This is a genomic window from Burkholderia aenigmatica (assembly GCF_048627025.1).
GTDB classification, from domain to species: domain Bacteria; phylum Pseudomonadota; class Gammaproteobacteria; order Burkholderiales; family Burkholderiaceae; genus Burkholderia; species Burkholderia aenigmatica.
This window is the reverse complement of record NZ_CP184469.1, coordinates 171,073-190,373: the sequence shown is the minus strand read 5'-3', so window position 1 is coordinate 190,373 and position 19,301 is coordinate 171,073. Positions and strand designations below refer to the sequence as shown.

Below are 19,301 nucleotides of genomic sequence, written 5' to 3'. Positions count from 1 at the left end.
AATGAAAGTACTGATCACCGGCGGCGCCGGCTTTCTCGGCCAGCGTCTTGCGCGCAAGCTGCTCGAGCGCGGCGAACTGACCGGCCCCGATGGCCGGAGCGAGAAGATCGACGAGCTGGTACTGCTCGACGTCGTCGCAGGCAGCGATTTCGGCGACGCACGCGTGACGTCGATCGTCGGCGACATCGCCGACCGCGCGGTGCTCGACAGCGCGATCGACACGCAAACCGGCGCGATCTTCCACCTCGCGGCAATCGTCAGCGGGCAGGCCGAGACCGATTTCGATCTCGGCATGCGGATCAACCTCGACGCGTCGCGCACGCTGCTCGAAGTGTGCCGCGCGCGGGGCCATCGGCCGCGCGTCGTGTTCACGAGCTCCGTCGCGGTCTATGGCGGCGCACTGCCCGACGTCGTGCAGGACGACACCGCGCTGAACCCGCAATCGTCGTACGGCGCCGAGAAGGCGATCGCCGAACTGCTGCTGTGCGACTACGCGCGGCGTGGCTTCGTCGACGGCCGCGTGCTGCGGTTGCCGACGATCAGCGTGCGGCCGGGCCGCCCGAACGCAGCCGCGTCGTCGTTCGCGAGCGGCATCATCCGCGAACCGCTGAATGGCGAGGAAAGCGTGTGCCCCGTGCCGGGTTCGACGCGGCTGTGGCTGCTGTCGCCGCGCGGCGCGATCGAAGCACTCGTCGCCGGCTGCGAGATCGACAGCGCGCAGCTCGGCAACAAACGTGTGATCAATCTGCCCGGCATTTCGGTGTCGGTCGACGAAATGATCGCGGCGCTGCGCGAAGTCGCCGGCGACGAAGTCGTGAAGCTGATCCGCCATGTGCCGGACGAGCGCGTCGAGAAGATCGTCGGCAGCTGGCCCGGCCGCTGGGATACGTCGCGCGCGGAAGCGCTCGGGCTGAAGGGCGACACGTCGTTCGCGGACGTGATCCGCAGCCATCTCGCCGACGAACGACGCTGATCGCGCCGCCCGCCGCGCGGGCCCCGGCTGCCCGGTCGCATCAGTGCGGCCGGGCGGATTCCCCGATCGGCAACGGCGCGCGTTTCGTTCCGCCCGGCCGGTTCGCCGAACCGGCCGCCCACTGCCACGCCAGCAGGCCCGGGAGATAGAACAGCAGATCGCGCACGCGCCGTGCGCCGGCCAGCGCGAGACAGGTCGGCGGGTCGAACCCGAGCAGCCCGCCGATCAGCACGAACCCGCCCTCCTGCACGCCGAGGCCGCCCGGCATCAGGAACGCGATGCTGCTCACGAGCTGGATCAGCGCCTCGATCGCGAGCGCCTGCGCGAAGGTCGGCTCCGCGCCGAGAAAATACAGCGCGAGCCAGATTTCCAGCGCATAGCCGACGAACTGCAGCGTCTGCCAGATCGCGAGATAGCGCACGACGATGCCGGTCTTTCTCCAGATCATCCGGATCGACTGATCGGTGCGCGCCGATTCGCCGACCAGCGCCACCACCTTGCCGCTCGTGACGCGGTTGAGCACGCGCATCGCGCGTTCGAACGGCCGCGCATGCTGCACCAGCGCGAACAGCAGCAGCACCGGCACCAGCGCGGCCATGCCGATCGCGAGGTTGCCGGCCACCCGCGCGGCATCCGACGACACGTGCTCGAGCACGTAGCCGATCGCGACCAGCGCGAACACCAGCTGGCTGATCAGCGTCAGCTGCATGTCGGCGACGAGGCTGGCCACGACCGTTGCCGGCCGTACGCCCGCCTGCCGCAACAGGCCGAACGACACGATCTCGCCGCCGATCCGCGCGACCGGCAACAACCCGTTGATCGATTCGCGGATCCACACGAGCTTCAGCATCGTCGCGAACGACGGCCGGCGCGGGCCGCGGATCAGCATCCGCCAGTCCCATGCGTTCGCGAGCATCGGCAGGATGTGCGCCAGCGCCGCGAGCAACAGCCCCGCGCCGGCGATCTGCAGGCGATGCAGGATTTCCAGCGGATGCTCGCGCCAGATCAGCCACACGGCGAGCGCGAGCCCGCCCAATGCCGCCATCTGCCCCGCATGACGGAGCCGTGCGTCGCCCCGCACGGCGTTCCGCTCCGCGGCATCGGCGCCGGGGTTCGTCTGCGTCGTCATGATTCGCTCACCGGCGACAGCAGGCCTTCGCGGTCGACGCGAAAGCGCGTGCCGCGCCACACGACATGCGACGAGAAGAAGCTCGACACGAACACGAAGAACTGCAGGAGATCGACGAACGGCAGCCAGAGCGCGCCGCGCAGGCCCGCGCCGGTCGCCCGGCTCGTCTTCAGCATCAGCAGCGCCCGTGCGGCGAGCGCGGCGACCGTCAGCCCGCACGCGGCGGTCGTGCCGCCGGAGAACAGCAGCGCCAGCAACGCGAGCGGCACCGGGTGCATCAGCACCGAGCCGGCATGGCCGAGCCGGTCCGCCGCGCGGATCGTGCAACTCCAGCGCAATTCGTGTGCGTACAGCTTCGCGAACGTCTCTTCGACGCACGCATGCCCGACGACGAACGGCGGAATGACGACCTGCGCGCCCACCTGCCGCACCGCTTCGCCCAGCGCGTGATCCTCGGCCAGATGATGCGCGAAACGCGCGAGCCCGCCGATGCGTTCGAGCGTCGCGCGCGTGATCGCAATCGTCTGACCAAAGCACGGCCGCGCGCGCCCGATGAAGAGCCCGGTGATCACGCCCGGCAGGAAATGGTAGTTCGTCATCGCGACGGCGATGCCGGGCCAGAAGCCGGGCGATGCGATGCCGCGATACACGCTCGTCACGATGCCGACATCCGGCTGCTGCAGCGCGCCGACGACGGCGCGCAAATAATCGCGCTCGACCAGTACGTCGCTGTCGGCGAGACAGAGCACCGAATACTCCGCGTGTTCGAGCATGTTCACGAGATTGGCGATCTTGCGGTTCGGCCCGTACAGCCGCGCATCGGCGACGACCTTGATGTTCGCATTAGGGTAGCGCGCACGCAGCGTCTCGACGGCCGCGAGGGCTTTGTCGTTCGCATCGTGCACGCCGAACAGGTGCTGGACCGGTCCCGGATAATTCTGTACGAAGAAGCTTTCAAGATGCTGTACGAGCTGCCACTCGTCGCCGTGCAGCGGCTTCGCGACGGTGACGCCCGGATAATCGCGCGGCTCGGCCGCCGCCCGGGAAAAGAACCGGCCGACCAGCACGCTGGCCGTGACCGTATATGCAATGCCCAGTAACACGCCCAGCCCGCAGACGATCGACATTGCCCCGGCCAGCGCGCGCAGCACATGCAGCAAAACCATGCTTCTCCCCAGTGGTGACCCGTGCGACCACGACACCCGGGAACCGCCACGCGCACGCGGGTTCACCCGTGTGCGCCGCCGTATCGATTCCCGTGGAGCCGGATGTGAAGGACGACCAAGCGACGATACGCGCATTCAGATGACACAACTACCGTTCGGCGATCGATTCCTGTCACGCGCACGTAGCCGCATGCGACCGCGGCCCGGAACGCGACGTCGGCAAGCTTGCGGGCCGAAAGGATCGCGGTGGCGACCGCGATGACGACCCAGACGCGAAACGTCATCGTGGTGAAAAATGCTTCGGGTACGCGCCATGCAAGCAGCGACACCAGCACGAAACACTGAATGAACATGCCGGCCAGTGCGGCGATCAGCAGGTGGGCGCGCCATCGCTCGATCGTCGAAGATGCCATGGTGAAGAGTCTCCCGTGCGGACGACCGGTATCGGTCTGAAAGATTCGAAAGGTCGCGTGGGTCAGGATCAGGACAAGCGAAAGTCCAGCGGAGAACGATTGTGGCGACGCCTGCTTAACGTTTCGTTAAGGAAGCGACCGTAGAATTCGCCCGATCGACATCGTCCCCGTCGCACGCCAGGAGTCTTCATGTCCACGCCCGCCCGATATGACACCGTTGCGCGCTTGCTTCACTGGCTGATCGTCGCGCTGATTGTTGCGCAATTTGCGATCGGCTGGACGATGCCCGACGTGCATCGCGACACGCAGCCCAGCGGCCTGATCGCCGCCCACCTGCTCGTGGGCACCGCGCTGCTCGCCGCGATGGCTTGCCGCGTGCTGTGGCGCGCGACGCATCGCCCGCCCGCGAGCGACCTGCCGCCCGCGATGCGTGCGCTGTCGGGCGTCACGCATTTCGCGCTCTATGCGCTGCTGATCGCGGTGCCGCTGCTCGGCTGGATCAACGCGTCGTCGCGCGCATGGGGCGTGACGCTACTCGGGATCGTGCCGTTGCCCGCGCTGTCGGCGGCCGGCTCCGGATTCGGCCACGCGATGGGCGACGTGCACGGCATCCTCGCCTGGGCACTGTTCGGCGGTATTTGCCTGCACGTGGCCGCCGCGCTGGCGCACCGCTTCGTGCTGCGCGATCAGGTCGTGCAGCGCATGATGCCCTGGTGATCGCCACGCTGGCGGCACGGCATGCCATTGCGTGCATGAACCGGCTGCCGCCGAGGCCGATACCGGCTTCCGCTCCGGCTCATCGCGCGAACGACCTGCCCGCCCATCTGGCGCGGCAGGCCAGATGATCGCGACGCCGCGCGAAGCGGCGCGCGATGACCGGCATCGCAACCGGCGCCCTGCTGCCGCGTCGAGCGGCACGAAGGGCTGCCGTACTGCCGTGCCGCGAACACGACGGCCTGAAGTCACACAAGACCATGGCGGCACCTAGTTGCGGGTCTGCGCCGGCGTATAGGCGGCCGGGGCATGCGCGGCGACCGCCGCCATCCTCGCCCGGTCCTGCTCGGCAAGCTTCGCTTCCGCCGCCTGGATGTCCGCCGGATACTCCCCTTCGTCTCCCTTCGCCGGGTCGTACCCGGCTGCTTCCAGGCGCATCAATTCGTCGCGAACCTGGGCACGAGTCAGCGGCGCGGCCGATTGCGCGAAGGCCGACTGACCGACGATCGCTCCGATCATCATCAGGACTGCGATATATGTTTTCATCATGAACTCCTTCAATATTCCGTATCGATCCACCTTGTCGAGTGCCTTGAATGCCTGACCTGCGCACGCAGGCGGCCGCGTCAGCTTCCGAAATAGATCGAGCAGAAGCTTGCGGGGCCGACGCACGCGACAGAACCTGGGCGCGGCGACATCGTCACCGGCTTGCCCGCTTCGGAGGCGGCGGCCGGATCGCTGCCGACCGCCGTGCTGGCCTGATGCTGCGGCATCTGTTCGGCCTGCCGCTGGAACAGCGGGCTCACGTCCGGATACGACGTGTCGGTCACGAAGCGCAGCCCGTTGTTTTCGGCGTCGATCAGTTGCTGCCTGACCTGCGCGCGCGTCAGTGCCTGTGCCGACGCTTGCGGCGCGATACCCGCGAGAGAAATCGCCGCCATGGCGGCGGCCACCAGCCAATGCGTATTCATGTTCCACTCCTTGAGAAGTCAACGAGACGACGTGCTACACCCGTATGACGACGGAGCGTGTGCGTTTATTCCCGCGCGCCGCGACCCGGACCACGCGGTTTCTCCGGCGCCGGGCGCGCTCGGGACGGACGTTCATGAAACTGTCATTCTTTCGTCAGCCGGCGTAACCTGACGTAACGCAGCGCCCGCCGCGCTTCGGGCAGACTGACGTCATCCCCTACGGATCGCCCTTCGATCGACCATGTCCGTCGCTTACGACTATGCAGCCGGCCTGCTGCGCACGCTGTACGACCGCCATATCGACGGCGGTGCAGTGCTCGATACAGCCGCGTTTCCCGACGCCGAGCGTTTCGTCCGGGCGTGGACCGACATCCAGACAGAGGCATTCGCCGTGGCGCGCGACATGCCGCGTATCCCGCGCTTTCACGAGATCATGCGCGAGCAGTACGACATCTCGGCCAACGACGCACGCGACTGGCGGATGTTCATCATGCAGGCGTACGGCCAGCCGTTCCCGCGCAACCTGTCGCGCTGCCCGACCGTCGCGTCGATCGTCGCAGCGTCGCCGGACGTGCTGTCCGCATCGCTGTCGTTCCTCGCGCCCGGCAAGCACATTCCCCCGCATCGCGGGCCGTTTCGCGGCATCCTGCGCGGCTATCTCGTGCTGTCGATGCCGACGCGCGCGGACGGCACGCCGGCCGCCGTGCTCAAGGTCGACGGCCACGAATACCGGCTCGAGGAAGGATGCTTCCTGCTGTGGGACGACACGTTCATGCACGAGGTGTGGAACGACAGCGACGCCGTACGGATCGTGCTGCTGCTCGATATCCGCCGGCGCGGGATGCCGCGCCCGCTCACGTGGCTGTCGAATGCGGTGATCGGCGTCGTGCGGCTTGGGATCCGGATTCGCGGGCGGTCGATTCCGGTTTAGTACACGTCACCGGCATGCGCCGGGTGACCAGTCGATTCGCGACCGCCCTATCTTGTGACGAGACGGAACTCAGCGCAGCCCGGATGCAGGCGCAATCATCAGGACACCTTGCCGGAGCCATCCGCCAACGCATAGATGCCGCGCCTGGCGACACACGGAAACGGCGGATCGATCACCCGCACGTTCGTCAGTTCCCAGCATACGTATCCGGCGCACCATGACTTGCCTTGCGCACGGGCTTCATCAGGCGTCCAGTCGTGTATCCCCACGACGTCGACCAGCGCGAGCGCGATACCGTCGGGATCCTCCTGTCCGTCCTGTCGCAGGAAGATCGTGTTCTGCACCAGCACGAGATCGCGCAGCGGCAGGGCCGGCGGCGGCCACGACCGGATTTCCACCTGCTTGCGGCCCGCGACGATATCGTCGACGGCGGGCTTGACGATCGACAGCGCGGATCGCGGCATGGCAAGCGTTTCCTTCATCGGTAAATGGAGCGTGTGCGACCGTCGAGCGGTATTGCAGCCGAGCCCGGTATGCAATGACGATCCGGGCAGGATTGTTGCCGAATCGCCTGAACGTGTCGACCGGGACGGACCGGACACGCCGGCACACCGCGACTACGCGACGTCACCTTTCCGCCCCCAAAGGATCGCCTAAACTACAGACCGTCCCCTCCGCGCGGCTCCTGCCAGTCACCGCCATGGCGCACCTCTTCTTCGCCGCTTCGATCCAGCGGCATATCGAAACGCCCGAGCGCGAAATCGACGCCCACTCGGTCGGCGAAGCATTCGACACCGTTTTCGGCGAGCAGCCACGGCTGCGCGGTTACATCCTCGACGACCAGGGTGCGCTGCGCAAACACCTGTCGGTATTCATCGACGGCCAGCCGATACGCGACCGGCAGCATCTGTCCGATGTGCTCGGCGACGCCAGCCGGGTCTATGTCGTGCAGGCGTTGACGGGCGGATAAGGGGACGTATGCATCAGCCCCGATCCAGCACCCCATCGCGCGGTCGGGCCATCAGGAGACATCGCACATGAACGATCGACTGCTCGTCGCCACCCGCAAGGGCCTGTTCGTCTTGCAGCCCGACCACCACGGCGGCTGGACGCTCGGTGAGCCGCACTTCGCCGGCGAGCCGGTCAGCATGGTGCTGGCCGACCCGCGCGACGGCACGCTGTATGCCGCGCTGAACCTCGGCCATTTCGGCGTCAAGCTGCACCGCAGGCAGGCAAGCGCCGCCGACTGGGAAGAATGCGCAGTCCCCGTCTATCCGCCGCAACCCGCCGACGCCCCACCCGCCAGCGCCCGCGTGAACGCCGGCCCCGGCGACGCGGACGACGCGCCGCCCGGCCCGCCGCAGCCGCCGTGGACGCTTCAGCAGATCTGGTCGCTCGAAGCCGGTGGCGCCGACGAGCCGGGCGTGCTGTGGGCCGGCACGATTCCCGGCGGGCTGTTCCGCTCCGACGACGGCGGCCGTTCCTGGGTGCTCAACCGGGCCTTGTGGGATCGCCCGGAGCGCGCCGAATGGGGTGGCGGCGGATACGATGCGCCTGGCATCCATTCGGTGATGGTCGATCCGCGCGACAGCCGGCACGTGACGATCGGCATCTCGTGCGGTGGCGTCTGGCAGACCACCGACGGCGGCGCGACGTGGCGTGTGACCGCCGACGGCATGGAAGCCGACTACATGCCGCCCGAGCGACGCGGCGAACCCAACATGCAGGATCCGCACCGCGTCGTGCAGTGCGCGGCCAACCCGGACGTGCTGTGGACGCAGCATCACTGCGCGATCTTCCGCTCGACCGATGGCGCCGAACACTGGCGGCGCATCGAGGCGCAGCCTTCGAGCTTCGGCTTCGCGGTGGCCGTACACCCGCGCGAGCCGGATACCGCGTGGTTCGTGCCAGCCGTGAAGGACGCGTGCCGGATTCCGGTGAACGGGCGGTTCGTCGTCACGCGCACGCGCGACGGCGGGCGCAGTTTCGAGCAGTTCACGAACGGGTTGCCGCCCGCACCGGCGTACGACCTCGTGTATCGGCACGGGCTCGCGGTGGACGATTCGGGCACGCGCCTCGCGATGGCGTCGACGACGGGCGGGTTATGGACGTCCGACGACGGTGGGGAAAACTGGCGGCTGGTGTCTGCGCATTTGCCGCCGGTTTATTGTGTGCGGTTCGGGTGATGCTGCACTTGCAGATGCATAGGTCGGGCTAGGGGCAGTCCGTCTCACCCCACATTGCAAATAAACCCAAACCTGTCCCTATGCCCATAGTCGGCGCAGCGAAGCTCATGGACGACGGAGCCAACCCACTACGTCTCCGCCCAATATTCGTCCCGCCCCCACGAACACATGACCATTCGTCTCATATCTCAAGGCTAACCACTCTCTTGATCGAGAGAGTGGGCCGGGATTCTGCTGAACAATCTCTATGGATTCAGTCTCAACACGAGAGACGATTGCGACATGTCCATAAGGATTGAATATCCAAGGTGCAAACACGACGATATCGCCTACCTTCGGAACGCCTGATCCTCCGTTTGCATACTGGAGCAGACCGCGGGCTGTGTTTAGTTCACCGTCCTGGCGCCGTACATCGAAGAAGTCCTTCGCATTTCCACGCGTATCGGGCATTCGGTGGCCATAACGCTCAAAGTAATACCTTTTCACGAATTCGACGCACTGCCAGCGCAAGCCAAGATTGTAGCCGTCAGCCGTTATTGTTCTTCCATCGACATGCCCCGTGGCACCGTTGTAGTACACCGGCACGCCATTGAACTGATCGACAACCTCTCCGGGAGACCGGGACCAATTCAGATTGACCTTGGTACAGAACCAACCAGTGGCAATGACGACAAGGCATACAGCAATCAACCGCCGGTGTACTTGGTGGCGAGCTGAAACCAGCGCCGCCTTTCTGATCAAGGCAATATGTCGCGACATGCGTGATCTCAGGTTACCTGCGAAGCAGGCCACCACGTTAAATCCTGCCCGCTAACTTGCGGGAACGGCAAGTTATGAGCAAACGTCTGCTTGCTGACGGGCAACTTCAGGCATTCCCATGTAACTGGCCAGGGGGCAAAGCTCGCCGCAACGCTTTTTTCGACCGGGTGCGTCCAGTCCGGGTTGCAGGCTGTGGCGCAGTTCCGTCCAATGCCATCGTCACGTGTGGCGCTGATCGGCCAACCCATCCTCAAAACCACAAAGCTGGTCGTTTTCTGAAGAAAACTTGGGTTCCGGGAAGGCCAGGATGGTTAACTGCGGCAACGCCAGGATGGGTATAACGAACAGCACAATGGCCAAGTCGATCCATAATGTGAGCGGGAACCACCAACGACGTCGCGGATTGGTGAGGGATCCAATCACCCACTCCCCCCCCGATTGCAGTACCACATCACGCCATGTCTGTGGCAATGACTCAAACTTGGGATCAGGAAGATCAGTGGCACCATCCATGAACAGCTGTAGCCACGCCCAAGTATTGAAAAAAAAGACATTTTTGCTATCTATGACAGGCACTTTGACTAAGCGATGCTCATGCCCGTCGCGTACATAACCTATGAGATAGAGATAGGTTTGAGATCGACCTGGTGCATATCCAACTCCTTGGACAGTCTCCCAATCTAGTTCCCAAAGATGTTCGTTCGCCGAATTTGAATAGGGCGCGTAATACGCGCGTCTGCGAAGTCGATCAAATCGCACCCGCGTGCCACGGTACTGATAGCGTTGACCGAGTCTCCGCACAATAAGAACCCCGAGCCCATAAGCCAAAGGGATTCCCGCTAATGGACCCCAAGGCAGGAATGCATCGATATTCGATCTAAAAATGACAACGACAAAAATAAGCAGCAGAACATAGCTAATGAGCGCCGCAAACCAGAGAGTGGCAGTACCGTCTCCTCTTTGCAAAGAATCGGAGGTCAATTCCACGCAACGATTATTCCAACGGCGAACGACTATCGCAGGCTCAGCATCTTTCGACGGACGAAGTGGTAGCACGGTACTCCCACCGGCAAACTGTCTCCATCTAGCTTGAATCTCTTCAGTCGTTGGCGGCCTACCCACTGAAGAACCGAAATTCGATCGCCGCACTATTGAGGCTCCTTGACCGGCGCAAGCAGGTCTTCATCAATGGGATCTGTAAGCCATGTGCCGCGAGTGAAGATCAACGGTTCACGTGCTGGGAGCAACGCTAAGGTCGGTTGCCTGTTGACGTCCGGACGATAGCAATAGTCGAGCAACACTTCAGCATCCGCTCGCATGGTGATTGACCAACTCAATTGACGAGTATTGCTCCTGCAGAAATCCCTGGATCTGGCGCACGGTCATGCCCCGGGCATACATGGCGACGATCTTGTCGTCGAAGCCCGTGCAGCGTCTCTCGTGTTTGGGAATCAGCAGCGGCTCGAAGCTGCCGTCGCGGTCGCGAGGCACCTCGATACGGATCGGGCCGTCCTCGGTCAGAACCGTCTTGGCGCCCGAGCCATTGCGATGGTTGGTCACGGCGCGCGGCTTGGCCACGCCTGGCGGGTAGCCGAGGTGGTGACTCATCTCGCAGCCCAGCGCCCGCTCGATCAGCGCCTTCTTGAGAGCCAGCGTCGTGGCATTGATCGCGTCGGCTGTCATCGGACCGTTGCCGAATTGCTCAAGCAACTCGGCGGGTATGGCCGGAGGGTCTACCGGCCTAGCTTTCGGTTTGCGAAGCAACCATCCTCCTTCGGAGCATCATATGCCTTGAACACGAAATTACTGACAGCCCCCGGACGACTGAGCCAACCTAAAACATCTCCTCCCAACATACGCCCGGAACCTACGGAAACGTGACCGTTCGCGTCAAATCGCAAAACCAACTGCTCTCTCGAAGAAGCGAACGGGCCGGGATTTTGCTGAACGATTTCGATTGATGCCGTTTCGACACGAGAGACGATTGCGACATGCCCATAGAGATTTAACATCCAGGGCGCAAACACGACGATATCACCGACTTTTGGAACACCCGATCCCCCGTTACCGTATTGGATCAGGCCGCGCGCTGCGTTGAGTTCGCCATCCTCAAGACGAGAGTCAAAGAAGTCCTTCGCATTTCCACGGGAGTCGGGCATGCGGTGGCCATAGCGCTCAAAGTAATACCTCTTCACAAACTCGACGCACTGCCAACGTAGCCCAAGGTTGTAGCCGTCAGCCGTTACGGTTCTTCCATCGACATGCCCCGTGGGGCCGTTGAAGTACACCGACACGCCATTGAACTGATCGACGACCTCTCCGGGAGACCGGGACCAGTTCAGATTGAACCTGGTGCAGATCCAAGCTACGGCAACAACAACCACGCATCCGGCGAGCAATCGCCGGAACAATATTCGACGAGTTGAAACCGGCGCTGATTTACTGATCGGGGAAACAGGTTGCGACATGCGCGTGTTCTCAGCTCACGTGCGGAACATGCCGCCACGTTACGTCCTGCCCGTTGATTTGCGGGAACGGCATGTTATGGGCAAACGTCTGCTTGCCGACGGGTAATTCCAGGCACTCCCATGTGCCGGGCCAGGGGCAGGGCTCGCCCGAGCGCTTTTTCCAGCCAGGTGCGTCCAATCGAGATTCCAGGTCGGCTTTGGATTGCAGTTCCTGGAATCGGCGTTCCTCCTCGTCCGCGGGAAAGAGGCTCGAGTGCGCGCGGTACGCGAAGGCAATGTCTCCGGTCTCGCCGTTACGGTCGATGTAGACATAGAACCGCTTTCCTTCCAGCAACGTGTAGAAGGTGTAGTGATCGATGGGGATCATCTTGGGCTCACCGTCTCCGTAGTCTCTGAACCCACTGACGCTATAGACGATCTGCGGCCGGGGATCGAAGCTGGAACCTAAACCCATATCATCGACCGACGATGGTACTGTCGGTCGAAAGCCTTCTGCCACGGACTCCTCTTTGAGAGCACGGACGATCCTCATCTGAAGGATCTCCACTTGCTCATCGGTGAATGAAGGTGGGAATATCCGCCGCATTGAGGTATCGACATACTGCGTTCCTTCCGGGTAGTAGGCCCTGTTTTCGTCCCTCACTGGTATGCGTTCGTACATGCCGTTGGCAAACCATTTGGTCGCGTCGAACAGCGGTTCATCTTCCGACACTCGCATCATGATCTTCTCATTCATCGCACGCCTCCCCCCAACCGCGAAAATCGAGGCAGACGCCACTAGTGCGAATACCAGGACCAATACTGTCGTTCTGTTGTTCATGCTCGCGCTTTCGGCTTGAAAGTGCGAAACCCCATGGGCAATCCTTCCGGCGTACTACCCGACCTGACCGGATTCACAGCGCCCAAGGGATCCAGAGGTAGGTCGATATCCGGATCATTTTCATATCGACTACGCGCCTCCATTCGCTTCGCCAATCGAAATTCCCGATCGGTGTAGGGCCTAACGGGCACTGTCGGCGGTGGTTCCCCCGGGATTTCGTTCATGGGCCCCTTACCCAAGGCCAACGTTCGTTTCCGGTAAGAAGCCATTTGACGATTGTAGGTATCCATCTCCCGTTCATATTCATCGATCTTCGGCAACGTTCTACTTGCCGCAAGCCGTTCCTCCCCGGTCCCATAAGTCCCGTCATAGTTGGATCTTCGCGGAAATGCCCACACTTCGACGTCCCCCGAATCGGCCATGACCTGCGCCAGGCTCTCTCCATATTTGGGGTCTTCGCCGGGGTCCAGTTTTTTACCGATATCGTGTCCAAGCCCCGTGCGGCACGCATACGAAAATATGGTTGCATCGTCATCGAATGCCATTGGCACCAGCATCCGCGCCTGATTCAACCCGTAGCGGATTTGCCAGGACTCGCCAACGTCATATCCGAATTCAATGCTGTGTACGAGGCCATGCGAGAAGATGTCCAATTGTTTGATAAGCCGCTTCTTGCTCCGACGTGCCGCAATGAATGTGACAAGATCGGCAACATCAGTCAGTTCTCGATAACTGGCGCGATGGTCCACTTCTACGATCTTTTGCAGCGCGTCAAGAAGCTTGCGCGGATACCCCCTTGTGAAAACGAGGAAGACACGCTGTATCGCATAATCGGCGGTCCCCTCCGGGTACTGCCTCAACTGTCGTATCCCTTGATTGATAAACATCATCTTGTTGCCTTTCCTGGCGCGGACATAGAACGCCGGATCGGAACAGCCCGCGACCGTGACATAGTCGAGGTCAGCAATAGCATCCACCTCGGTCAACGGGTTATCCGGGCCAGTCGTACTTTGCTTCCGTTGCTCCATGGTAGACCTCAGTAGTTGACGCTCTGCTCGCGCAGGTGTGCGGCCGCCTCTCTTCCCCATCGCAACGCCACCGCGCCAGGCTGGCCGGTATAGATGCGCGCAGTCAGGCCCTGCGCGTCAGTACGTCCGATCACCCGCTGGCCTTCAGCGGTTTCCGCGCAATACAAGACATCGGCAAGCGGCTCGCCGGTGCGCGAGTGCTTGACGAGAAACTGCTCGCTGAAGCCGGTCACGGTGGAATGGACGCCCCTGGAGAGCAGATCAAGCACGTGGCCGTTGCCATCGACTTGTTGCCGAAGCGGCCCTTTTATATGAATGGCAACCCCGTCGAGCGTGATACCCGAACTGTCGATGGTGATGCTGCCTCCCGGCCCTTCAAAGACGGCGCGCGCTCCCGCCTGAAGCTGATAGTGCATCGTCCGTCGTTCGATGCGCTGCCCCGCTTCCAACCGATGGCTGCCATGAACGAGGTGCTCCGCGTGCCCGCCCACATCGACCCGATGATTGGCCGCAACAGTGTCGTGACGGTTGTTGCCGATCGCTTCCGAGTGATTCACACCCGTGCGAATCGTCCGGTGACGTTCGATGGTGAGTTCCTCGTCCTGCCCCACCCGTTCGCGGCGGTCCCGGCCGATTGAAAGTCGTTGATCGTTTCCAATGCTGATCGCTTCGTCATGTCCAACCTGCTCGCTACGGTTGTGGCCAATGAACGTGGCTTCGTCGTGGTTGACGTGAATGTTCTGATTGCGCTGCGCGTGGACGTAGATCTCTTCCTGTCCTGCCTCGTCCTCGAAGCGCAGCTCGTTGAAACCTTCGCCCTTGTGCGTCTGGCTCTTGATCGTCATCCGCGTCTTGTGTCGCGGCAGTTCGTAGGGCGGTAACTGCAGGCGGTTATAGGTGCGGCCGGTAACGACCGGTTGGTCCGGATCGCCGTCGAAGAAGTCGACGATCACCTCCTGACCGATGCGCGGAATCGCCATGTGGCCCCACAGTGCCCCCGCCCAGTTCTGCGCGACGCGGATCCAGCACGAGCTGTGCTCGTCATGCCGGCCCTGACGATCCCACGGGAATTGCACCTTCACTCGGCCGTACTCGTCGGTGTAGATCTCTTCACCCTCCGGGCCCACGACCACCGCCGGCTGCGGGCCGTCGATGCGCGGGTGGGGCAGCGGCTCAGCGCGCCATTCGGCATCGTCTGGCACCAGTACCGCTTCGTAGCTGTAGTACGTGCCGTGTTGTGCGTCCGCGCTTTCTTCCGCCTGGCTGGTGAACTGCTTGCCGTGATGCTCCAGGCTCACCGGACGCCAGCTCCGGTTCATGTCCTCGCGCGGGTGGCCCGTGAGCGCGAAGGCGATACCCGGTTGCAAGCGCGCATCGTCACCGCTGACGAACGCCACGCGCGCATCGCGCCGGTGTCCGCGCAAACGATCGTGAGTGAACGCCTTGCCGCTGGCTTCGTGTTTATATCGACCCGGATAGTCGTAGCTTGCGTAGCCGCGGCCCTGATGATCGAGATCGGTGCCGTCACGCGGGTACTCGTGGTTGAAGCGCGGGTTCTTGAACGTGTAGTCGCGTTGCACCTGGCGCGCAGTACGCACGTTCTCGGTGTAAGCGAAGGTCCGTAGGCTGGGTTGTGGCTGATCGCCCCCCGGCGTTGGGTTGTAGATCACCGGCTCGCCGTCCAGGCGGCCAAAGATGAGCAGCCGATCGCAGTGAATCAGCCGGTGCCCCTCTTTGCCGTGCTGGAAAGCGTAGAAAAAGCCTTCCTCGCGCAGGATGCGTTCGACGAAATCGTAGTCGGTATCGCCAGCCTGCACACAGTACTCGCGGGCGAGGTGTTCGTTGGTAGCGCGTTGCTCGTAGTTCATCGTCAGGCCATGCGCCTTGAACACGGCCGTCGCGATCTCGGTCACGCCCAGGGTCTGGAAGATCCGCCAGTCGGACGAGAGCTTGAGGCGCGCCAAACGCGGCTCGACCACGGCCGAGTAGCGGGTGCGCCGGAAGCCGGTATCGCCCTGAACGAACGACGAGACCGCGCCGTGCACGTAGCGCACGGGCTGCCCACCCTGCCAGATCGTGAGCATGCCGTTGCGATCGAGTATCTGTCCAAAGTCGATGGCCGGATTGGCATTGGCCAGTTCAACCTCCAGGCGAAAGGTCTCGGACAACCCCTCGCGCAGCGTAAATTCGACGACCTCGAACGACTCTTCACCGGCAGTAAAGGTTAAGTGCAAATGAGACGGCTGTAACATCGTGATGGATCTCCGGACCAGAAACACACGCCGGTGCGTGTTTCCACACGTCGACATACCACGCGTGTGCAGTACTCAACGGACTGACTGCATGCAATGACGAGCGACGTGATCTTGCGATCGGGCAACCCATGACGCATACGAATACGCGCTGGATGTCCCAACGCAAGAGGTTCGCCAACGAGACATCTCATGTCCATGAGACATATTCGAAATTTCGAGGTTAAATTTCTCCTTGACGGTGTAAATCAACACTGATTTGCCTATCGCCCTCACTCCACCAACATTGCTGGCGGTAATGGACACAACCTTCCACCACGGCAATGGATGTCCCTGCGCCCGAAATGGCCGCTCGTCAACAAGCCTCCCGATCAACCGCCCGAATCGCTTAAACTGCACGCCAGGTCTTCCATCACCCTCTCCCCATGCGCCCTCACCGGTTGTTTCCCGCGTGCGTTGACGCTGCGCCGCACAGCCTGCGCGCACTGCTTGCGTTCACCGCCCTCGCCGCCGCCACCGCCCATGGCGCGAGGCTGACCAACACGACCGACGCTCCATGCGGCAAAGTCGACACCGGCTACACACTCGACGACAGCATCCGCGGCGCGTTCGGCTCGACCCAGCCGGTCACCGCCTGCATCGACGTGCTGCGCGGGCAGCCCGACGGCCCGCGACGCCTGCGCATCTTCGTCGATGGCAAGCGCGTGCTCACGAACGACGCGATCGCGATGGGACCAGACGACGGCGGCGTGATGGGCGATCCGTACCAGCCGCTCGACATCAGCCATGGTTCGCTGCTGGTGCGGAATGACGGCGGCAGTTCGATGCGCTGGGGCGAAACCTGGCGCGTGACGACGCGCAACGGCCAATGGATCGTCGCGGGATGGGATGAGGACAGTTGGGACTTCCGCTGGGACGGCAGCGGCAGCAGCGAATCCCATACGAGCGTCAATGCATTGACGGGAGACGTGCACGACAGCGACGCGCCGATCCCCGGCGACGAAACGCCCGCGAAACACGCCGTCCGCCGCACCTGCAAGCTGCCCGACACATGGCGCAGCCCGGCCGTCGCGCAGATCGCAGCGATACGCGACCGAAGCTGGCGTTGCGACGCGAAGCTCGCAACGCCGATACGCCCCGGGAAATGACCGGAGCGGCACACCCGCCCGCGCATGCCGAGCGGTGCGGCCATGCGTTCCCGCTCAGCCCCCTTCCGCCATCCGCACCACCGCCTCCCGCGTCTGCGCAATCTCCGCTTCGAGCCAGTCGAGAAACGACCTGACCTGCGGCTCCCGTTCCCGCCCCGGCCGGCACAGCGCGACGAAGCGCGCACCGTCGAGCCGCACCGACGGCTCGATCGGCATCAATGCCCCGAGCGCGACATGCTCGGCCGCCAGCACGGAGCTGAGCAGCGCGATACCCTGCCCGTGCAGCACCGCCTGCAACGCGTAATGCTCGTCGTCGTAGTGGCGAAACACCGCGCGTTCAAGCCACGATTCGCGACCGGCTGCGCCGCACCACGACGCCCAGTCGACCGACACCGGCAGCGGCGTATCCCACACGGTCTCGATCAGGTCGAGCGGCTCGTCCGTGCGATGCGCGTCGAATCCGGCCGCCGCATACGCGCCGAAATACTCGTCGATCAGCGCAATCTCGTTCAGCGCCGGAAACGTGCGCGACGTCGCGCGAATCGCCAGATCGATCCGCGCATCGCGTTCAAGATCGGCGAGCGTGTTGCCGGTTTCGACCTTGATGTGCAGGTGCGGATCGACGTGACGAAACCGGCCGAGGCGCGGAATCAGCCACATCGCGGCAAAGGCGGGCGTGGTGGTCAGCACGAGCGTACGCTCGCCGGTCGCTTCGGGCCGCACCGCATCGAGCCCGCGGCTCAATGCGAGCAGCGCATCGTGACTCGTGCGAAACAGGCGCTCGCCTTCGTCCGTGAGCCGCACGCCGCTCGCGCCGCGCTCGAACAGCAGCACGCCGAGGCGGCTTTCGAGCGACTTGATCTGGTGCGACACGGCGGCCGGCGTCACGGACAGTTCGTCCGCGGCGGCCTTGAACGCGCCGAGCCGCGCCGACGACTCGAATACACGCAATGCGGTCAGGGGGATTTTCGAGAACACGGGGCCTCGCGGGCCGGATGCGGCCGGGTTGAATTCGATTCAATCGGGGTGAGATTAGGTGAATTGAAGCGGGCGTGCAACGCGGGTAGCCTTGCGGGACGTCGCGGCACGGTGCCGCGGCGGGTGTCGTCGAACCGGAGAAACAACGTGCAAGGCCTACCGCGCAGGATCACGCAGGCGGTGCTCTACGAAGCGATCGCCATTTCCTGCATCTCGCCCGTGATCGCGGCGCTCTTCAAGCAGGATCTCGTCTATTCAGGGGCACTGTCAGCGACGATGTCGGCGATCGCGATGCTGTGGAACATGATCTTCAACGCGCTGTTCGAGCGCTGGGAAGCGTCGCGGCGGCAGCCGGCGCGCACGCTCGGGCGGCGGATCCTGCATGCGACCGGATTCGAAGGCGGGCTGATCTTCATCCTCGTGCCCGTCGTGTCGTGGTGGCTCCGTATCTCGTGGTTCGACGCGTTCGTCGTCGATATCGGACTGTTCGCGTTCTTCTTCTGCTACGCGTTCGTGTTCCAGTGGGCGTTCGATCGCGTGTTCGACGTGCCGGCCGCGACGAAGGGGGTGTAAGCCGAACGCTCACGCGCCCGTGGCAATTTTCGGCAATTGCCAGCCGAAGCGCACCGCCGCCATCCGCAACGCAAAGCACGCGACGCCGCCGAGCACGGCCGCGATGACCGGCGGACAACCAAGCCGCCTGCACGACACGACGAACACCGCGCCGAGCAGCGCCGCACTCGCATAAATGTCCGTGACCAGTACGACCGGGATCCGTGCGAGCAGCACATCGCGCACGACGCCGCCACCGCAACCGGTCACGGCGCCCATCAGCGTCGCAATGAATGGGTGAACCCGGAATTCGAGCGCCTTCACCGCGCCCGCGACCGCGAACAACGCGAGGCCGGCCGCATCGAGCGTCGTAAGCAGCGATGGCGAGAACGTGGCGACCCGCGCGTGAAAGACGAACGCGAACAGCCCGGACGCGAACGCAAGCGCCGGATAGCGCCAGTCGCTCACGGCGCTCGGCGGCCGTGCGCCGATCAGGAGATCGCGGATCACGCCGCCGCCGAGCGCGACGACGAGCGACAACACCATGACGCCGAACAGGTCGAGTCCGGCACCGATCGCCGCATTGGCACCCTCGATCGCGAACACCACCGTACCCGCGAGATCGGCGGCGAGCACGACTTGCTCGATGCGCTTCATGCGAAAGAATTGCCGAAGTGCGGCCGCGTACGGTTGCAGCCTGCGTCCGCACCGGCAGCCGCGCCGTTCAGCCGCCCGCTGTCTGTCTGCCACCTTGCAGAATCCCCACGCGTGTTGCGGATCATCGCTGCCTCCTCGATCGAGATCGGGCAGTCT

Annotated in this window: 21 protein-coding genes and 1 pseudogene; 7 read left to right on the top strand and 15 right to left on the bottom strand. The window is 63.5% G+C overall.

The features are described from left to right. Position 1: 1 nt before the first annotated feature. A complete protein-coding gene (denD, locus tag ACN8ZM_RS17860) occupies positions 2–973 on the top strand; it encodes a D-erythronate dehydrogenase (protein WP_420211912.1) in 972 nt (323 codons plus the stop codon). 40 nt (positions 974–1,013) lie between these two features. Here denD and ACN8ZM_RS17855 read toward each other — a convergent pair whose 3' ends face one another. From ACN8ZM_RS17855 to ACN8ZM_RS17845, 3 genes are all read right to left on the bottom strand, one after another. Continuing rightward, a complete protein-coding gene (locus ACN8ZM_RS17855; protein ID WP_420211911.1) occupies positions 1,014–2,102 on the bottom strand; it encodes a lysylphosphatidylglycerol synthase domain-containing protein in 1,089 nt (362 codons plus the stop codon). Continuing rightward, the gene (gene hpnI / locus ACN8ZM_RS17850; protein WP_420211910.1) at positions 2,099–3,268 is read right to left on the bottom strand and encodes a bacteriohopanetetrol glucosamine biosynthesis glycosyltransferase HpnI; all 1,170 of its coding nucleotides are present in this window, start codon (positions 3,266–3,268) and stop codon (positions 2,099–2,101) included. The genes ACN8ZM_RS17855 and hpnI overlap by 4 nt, the downstream gene beginning before the upstream one ends. 62 nt (positions 3,269–3,330) lie before the next feature. Beyond that, on the bottom strand, positions 3,331–3,681 hold the full coding sequence (locus ACN8ZM_RS17845; RefSeq protein ID WP_301769305.1) for a hypothetical protein: 351 nt from the start codon (positions 3,679–3,681) through the stop codon (positions 3,331–3,333). A gap of 189 nt (positions 3,682–3,870) precedes the next feature. On the opposite strand from ACN8ZM_RS17845, the gene ACN8ZM_RS17840 reads away from it, so the two are divergent. Then, positions 3,871–4,398 carry a cytochrome b gene (locus ACN8ZM_RS17840; protein ID WP_420211909.1) on the top strand — a complete coding sequence of 176 codons (528 nt, stop codon included), beginning with the start codon at positions 3,871–3,873 and terminating at the stop codon, positions 4,396–4,398. Between the two features lie 267 nt (positions 4,399–4,665). Here ACN8ZM_RS17840 and ACN8ZM_RS17835 read toward each other — a convergent pair whose 3' ends face one another. After that, positions 4,666–4,941 carry a DUF4148 domain-containing protein gene (locus tag ACN8ZM_RS17835; protein ID WP_420211908.1) on the bottom strand — a complete coding sequence of 92 codons (276 nt, stop codon included), beginning with the start codon at positions 4,939–4,941 and terminating at the stop codon, positions 4,666–4,668. 80 nt (positions 4,942–5,021) lie between these two features. After that, complete coding sequence (locus ACN8ZM_RS17830) at positions 5,022–5,366, bottom strand: DUF4148 domain-containing protein (RefSeq protein ID WP_420211907.1); 345 nt, start codon at positions 5,364–5,366, stop codon at positions 5,022–5,024. A gap of 241 nt (positions 5,367–5,607) precedes the next feature. Between ACN8ZM_RS17830 and ACN8ZM_RS17825 the strand changes: the two genes are divergently transcribed. Continuing rightward, entirely contained in the window at positions 5,608–6,297 is a 690-nt protein-coding gene (locus ACN8ZM_RS17825; RefSeq protein WP_420211906.1) for an aspartyl/asparaginyl beta-hydroxylase domain-containing protein, read from the top strand. A 98-nt stretch (positions 6,298–6,395) separates the two neighbouring features. Here ACN8ZM_RS17825 and ACN8ZM_RS17820 read toward each other — a convergent pair whose 3' ends face one another. Next, a complete protein-coding gene (locus ACN8ZM_RS17820; protein ID WP_420211905.1) occupies positions 6,396–6,761 on the bottom strand; it encodes an ASCH domain-containing protein in 366 nt (121 codons plus the stop codon). A gap of 236 nt (positions 6,762–6,997) precedes the next feature. On the opposite strand from ACN8ZM_RS17820, the gene ACN8ZM_RS17815 reads away from it, so the two are divergent. After that, the gene (locus ACN8ZM_RS17815) at positions 6,998–7,267 is read left to right on the top strand and encodes a MoaD/ThiS family protein (protein ID WP_043180651.1); all 270 of its coding nucleotides are present in this window, start codon (positions 6,998–7,000) and stop codon (positions 7,265–7,267) included. A gap of 67 nt (positions 7,268–7,334) precedes the next feature. Next, a complete protein-coding gene (locus ACN8ZM_RS17810) occupies positions 7,335–8,483 on the top strand; it encodes a WD40/YVTN/BNR-like repeat-containing protein (RefSeq protein ID WP_420211904.1) in 1,149 nt (382 codons plus the stop codon). A gap of 105 nt (positions 8,484–8,588) precedes the next feature. Here the strand turns inward: ACN8ZM_RS17810 and ACN8ZM_RS17805 are convergent, their stop codons facing one another. The 7 genes and pseudogenes from ACN8ZM_RS17805 to ACN8ZM_RS17775 form a co-directional block, all read right to left on the bottom strand. Further along, positions 8,589–9,242 carry a CHAP domain-containing protein gene (locus ACN8ZM_RS17805; RefSeq protein ID WP_420211903.1) on the bottom strand — a complete coding sequence of 218 codons (654 nt, stop codon included), beginning with the start codon at positions 9,240–9,242 and terminating at the stop codon, positions 8,589–8,591. A 219-nt stretch (positions 9,243–9,461) separates the two neighbouring features. Beyond that, entirely contained in the window at positions 9,462–10,229 is a 768-nt protein-coding gene (locus tag ACN8ZM_RS17800) for a hypothetical protein (protein WP_420211902.1), read from the bottom strand. Positions 10,230–10,580: 351 nt separating this feature from the next. Continuing rightward, positions 10,581–11,006: pseudogene (locus ACN8ZM_RS17795) on the bottom strand (transposase); the annotation flags it as partial. Continuing rightward, complete coding sequence (locus tag ACN8ZM_RS17790) at positions 10,976–11,710, bottom strand: CHAP domain-containing protein (RefSeq protein WP_420211901.1); 735 nt, start codon at positions 11,708–11,710, stop codon at positions 10,976–10,978. The pseudogene ACN8ZM_RS17795 and the gene ACN8ZM_RS17790, both read right to left, overlap by 31 nt. A 10-nt stretch (positions 11,711–11,720) precedes the next feature. Further along, complete coding sequence (locus tag ACN8ZM_RS17785; RefSeq protein ID WP_143331060.1) at positions 11,721–12,446, bottom strand: hypothetical protein; 726 nt, start codon at positions 12,444–12,446, stop codon at positions 11,721–11,723. A gap of 80 nt (positions 12,447–12,526) precedes the next feature. After that, on the bottom strand, positions 12,527–13,558 hold the full coding sequence (locus ACN8ZM_RS17780; protein ID WP_420211900.1) for a hypothetical protein: 1,032 nt from the start codon (positions 13,556–13,558) through the stop codon (positions 12,527–12,529). An 8-nt stretch (positions 13,559–13,566) separates the two neighbouring features. Beyond that, the gene (locus ACN8ZM_RS17775; protein ID WP_420211899.1) at positions 13,567–15,810 is read right to left on the bottom strand and encodes a type VI secretion system Vgr family protein; all 2,244 of its coding nucleotides are present in this window, start codon (positions 15,808–15,810) and stop codon (positions 13,567–13,569) included. Between the two features lie 425 nt (positions 15,811–16,235). Between ACN8ZM_RS17775 and ACN8ZM_RS17770 the strand changes: the two genes are divergently transcribed. Next, on the top strand, positions 16,236–16,958 hold the full coding sequence (locus ACN8ZM_RS17770; protein ID WP_420211898.1) for a hypothetical protein: 723 nt from the start codon (positions 16,236–16,238) through the stop codon (positions 16,956–16,958). A 54-nt stretch (positions 16,959–17,012) separates the two neighbouring features. On the opposite strand, the gene ACN8ZM_RS17765 is transcribed toward ACN8ZM_RS17770, so the two are convergent. Then, on the bottom strand, positions 17,013–17,936 hold the full coding sequence (locus ACN8ZM_RS17765; RefSeq protein ID WP_420211897.1) for a LysR substrate-binding domain-containing protein: 924 nt from the start codon (positions 17,934–17,936) through the stop codon (positions 17,013–17,015). Between the two features lie 147 nt (positions 17,937–18,083). Here ACN8ZM_RS17765 and ACN8ZM_RS17760 point away from each other — a divergent pair, with 147 nt between their 5' ends. Further along, positions 18,084–18,509: a PACE efflux transporter gene (locus tag ACN8ZM_RS17760; RefSeq protein ID WP_420211896.1), complete on the top strand. Its 426-nt coding sequence runs from the start codon at positions 18,084–18,086 to the stop codon at positions 18,507–18,509. Positions 18,510–18,518: 9 nt separating this feature from the next. Here ACN8ZM_RS17760 and ACN8ZM_RS17755 read toward each other — a convergent pair whose 3' ends face one another. After that, entirely contained in the window at positions 18,519–19,145 is a 627-nt protein-coding gene (locus ACN8ZM_RS17755) for a trimeric intracellular cation channel family protein (RefSeq protein ID WP_420211895.1), read from the bottom strand. Positions 19,146–19,301 lie beyond the last annotated feature (156 nt).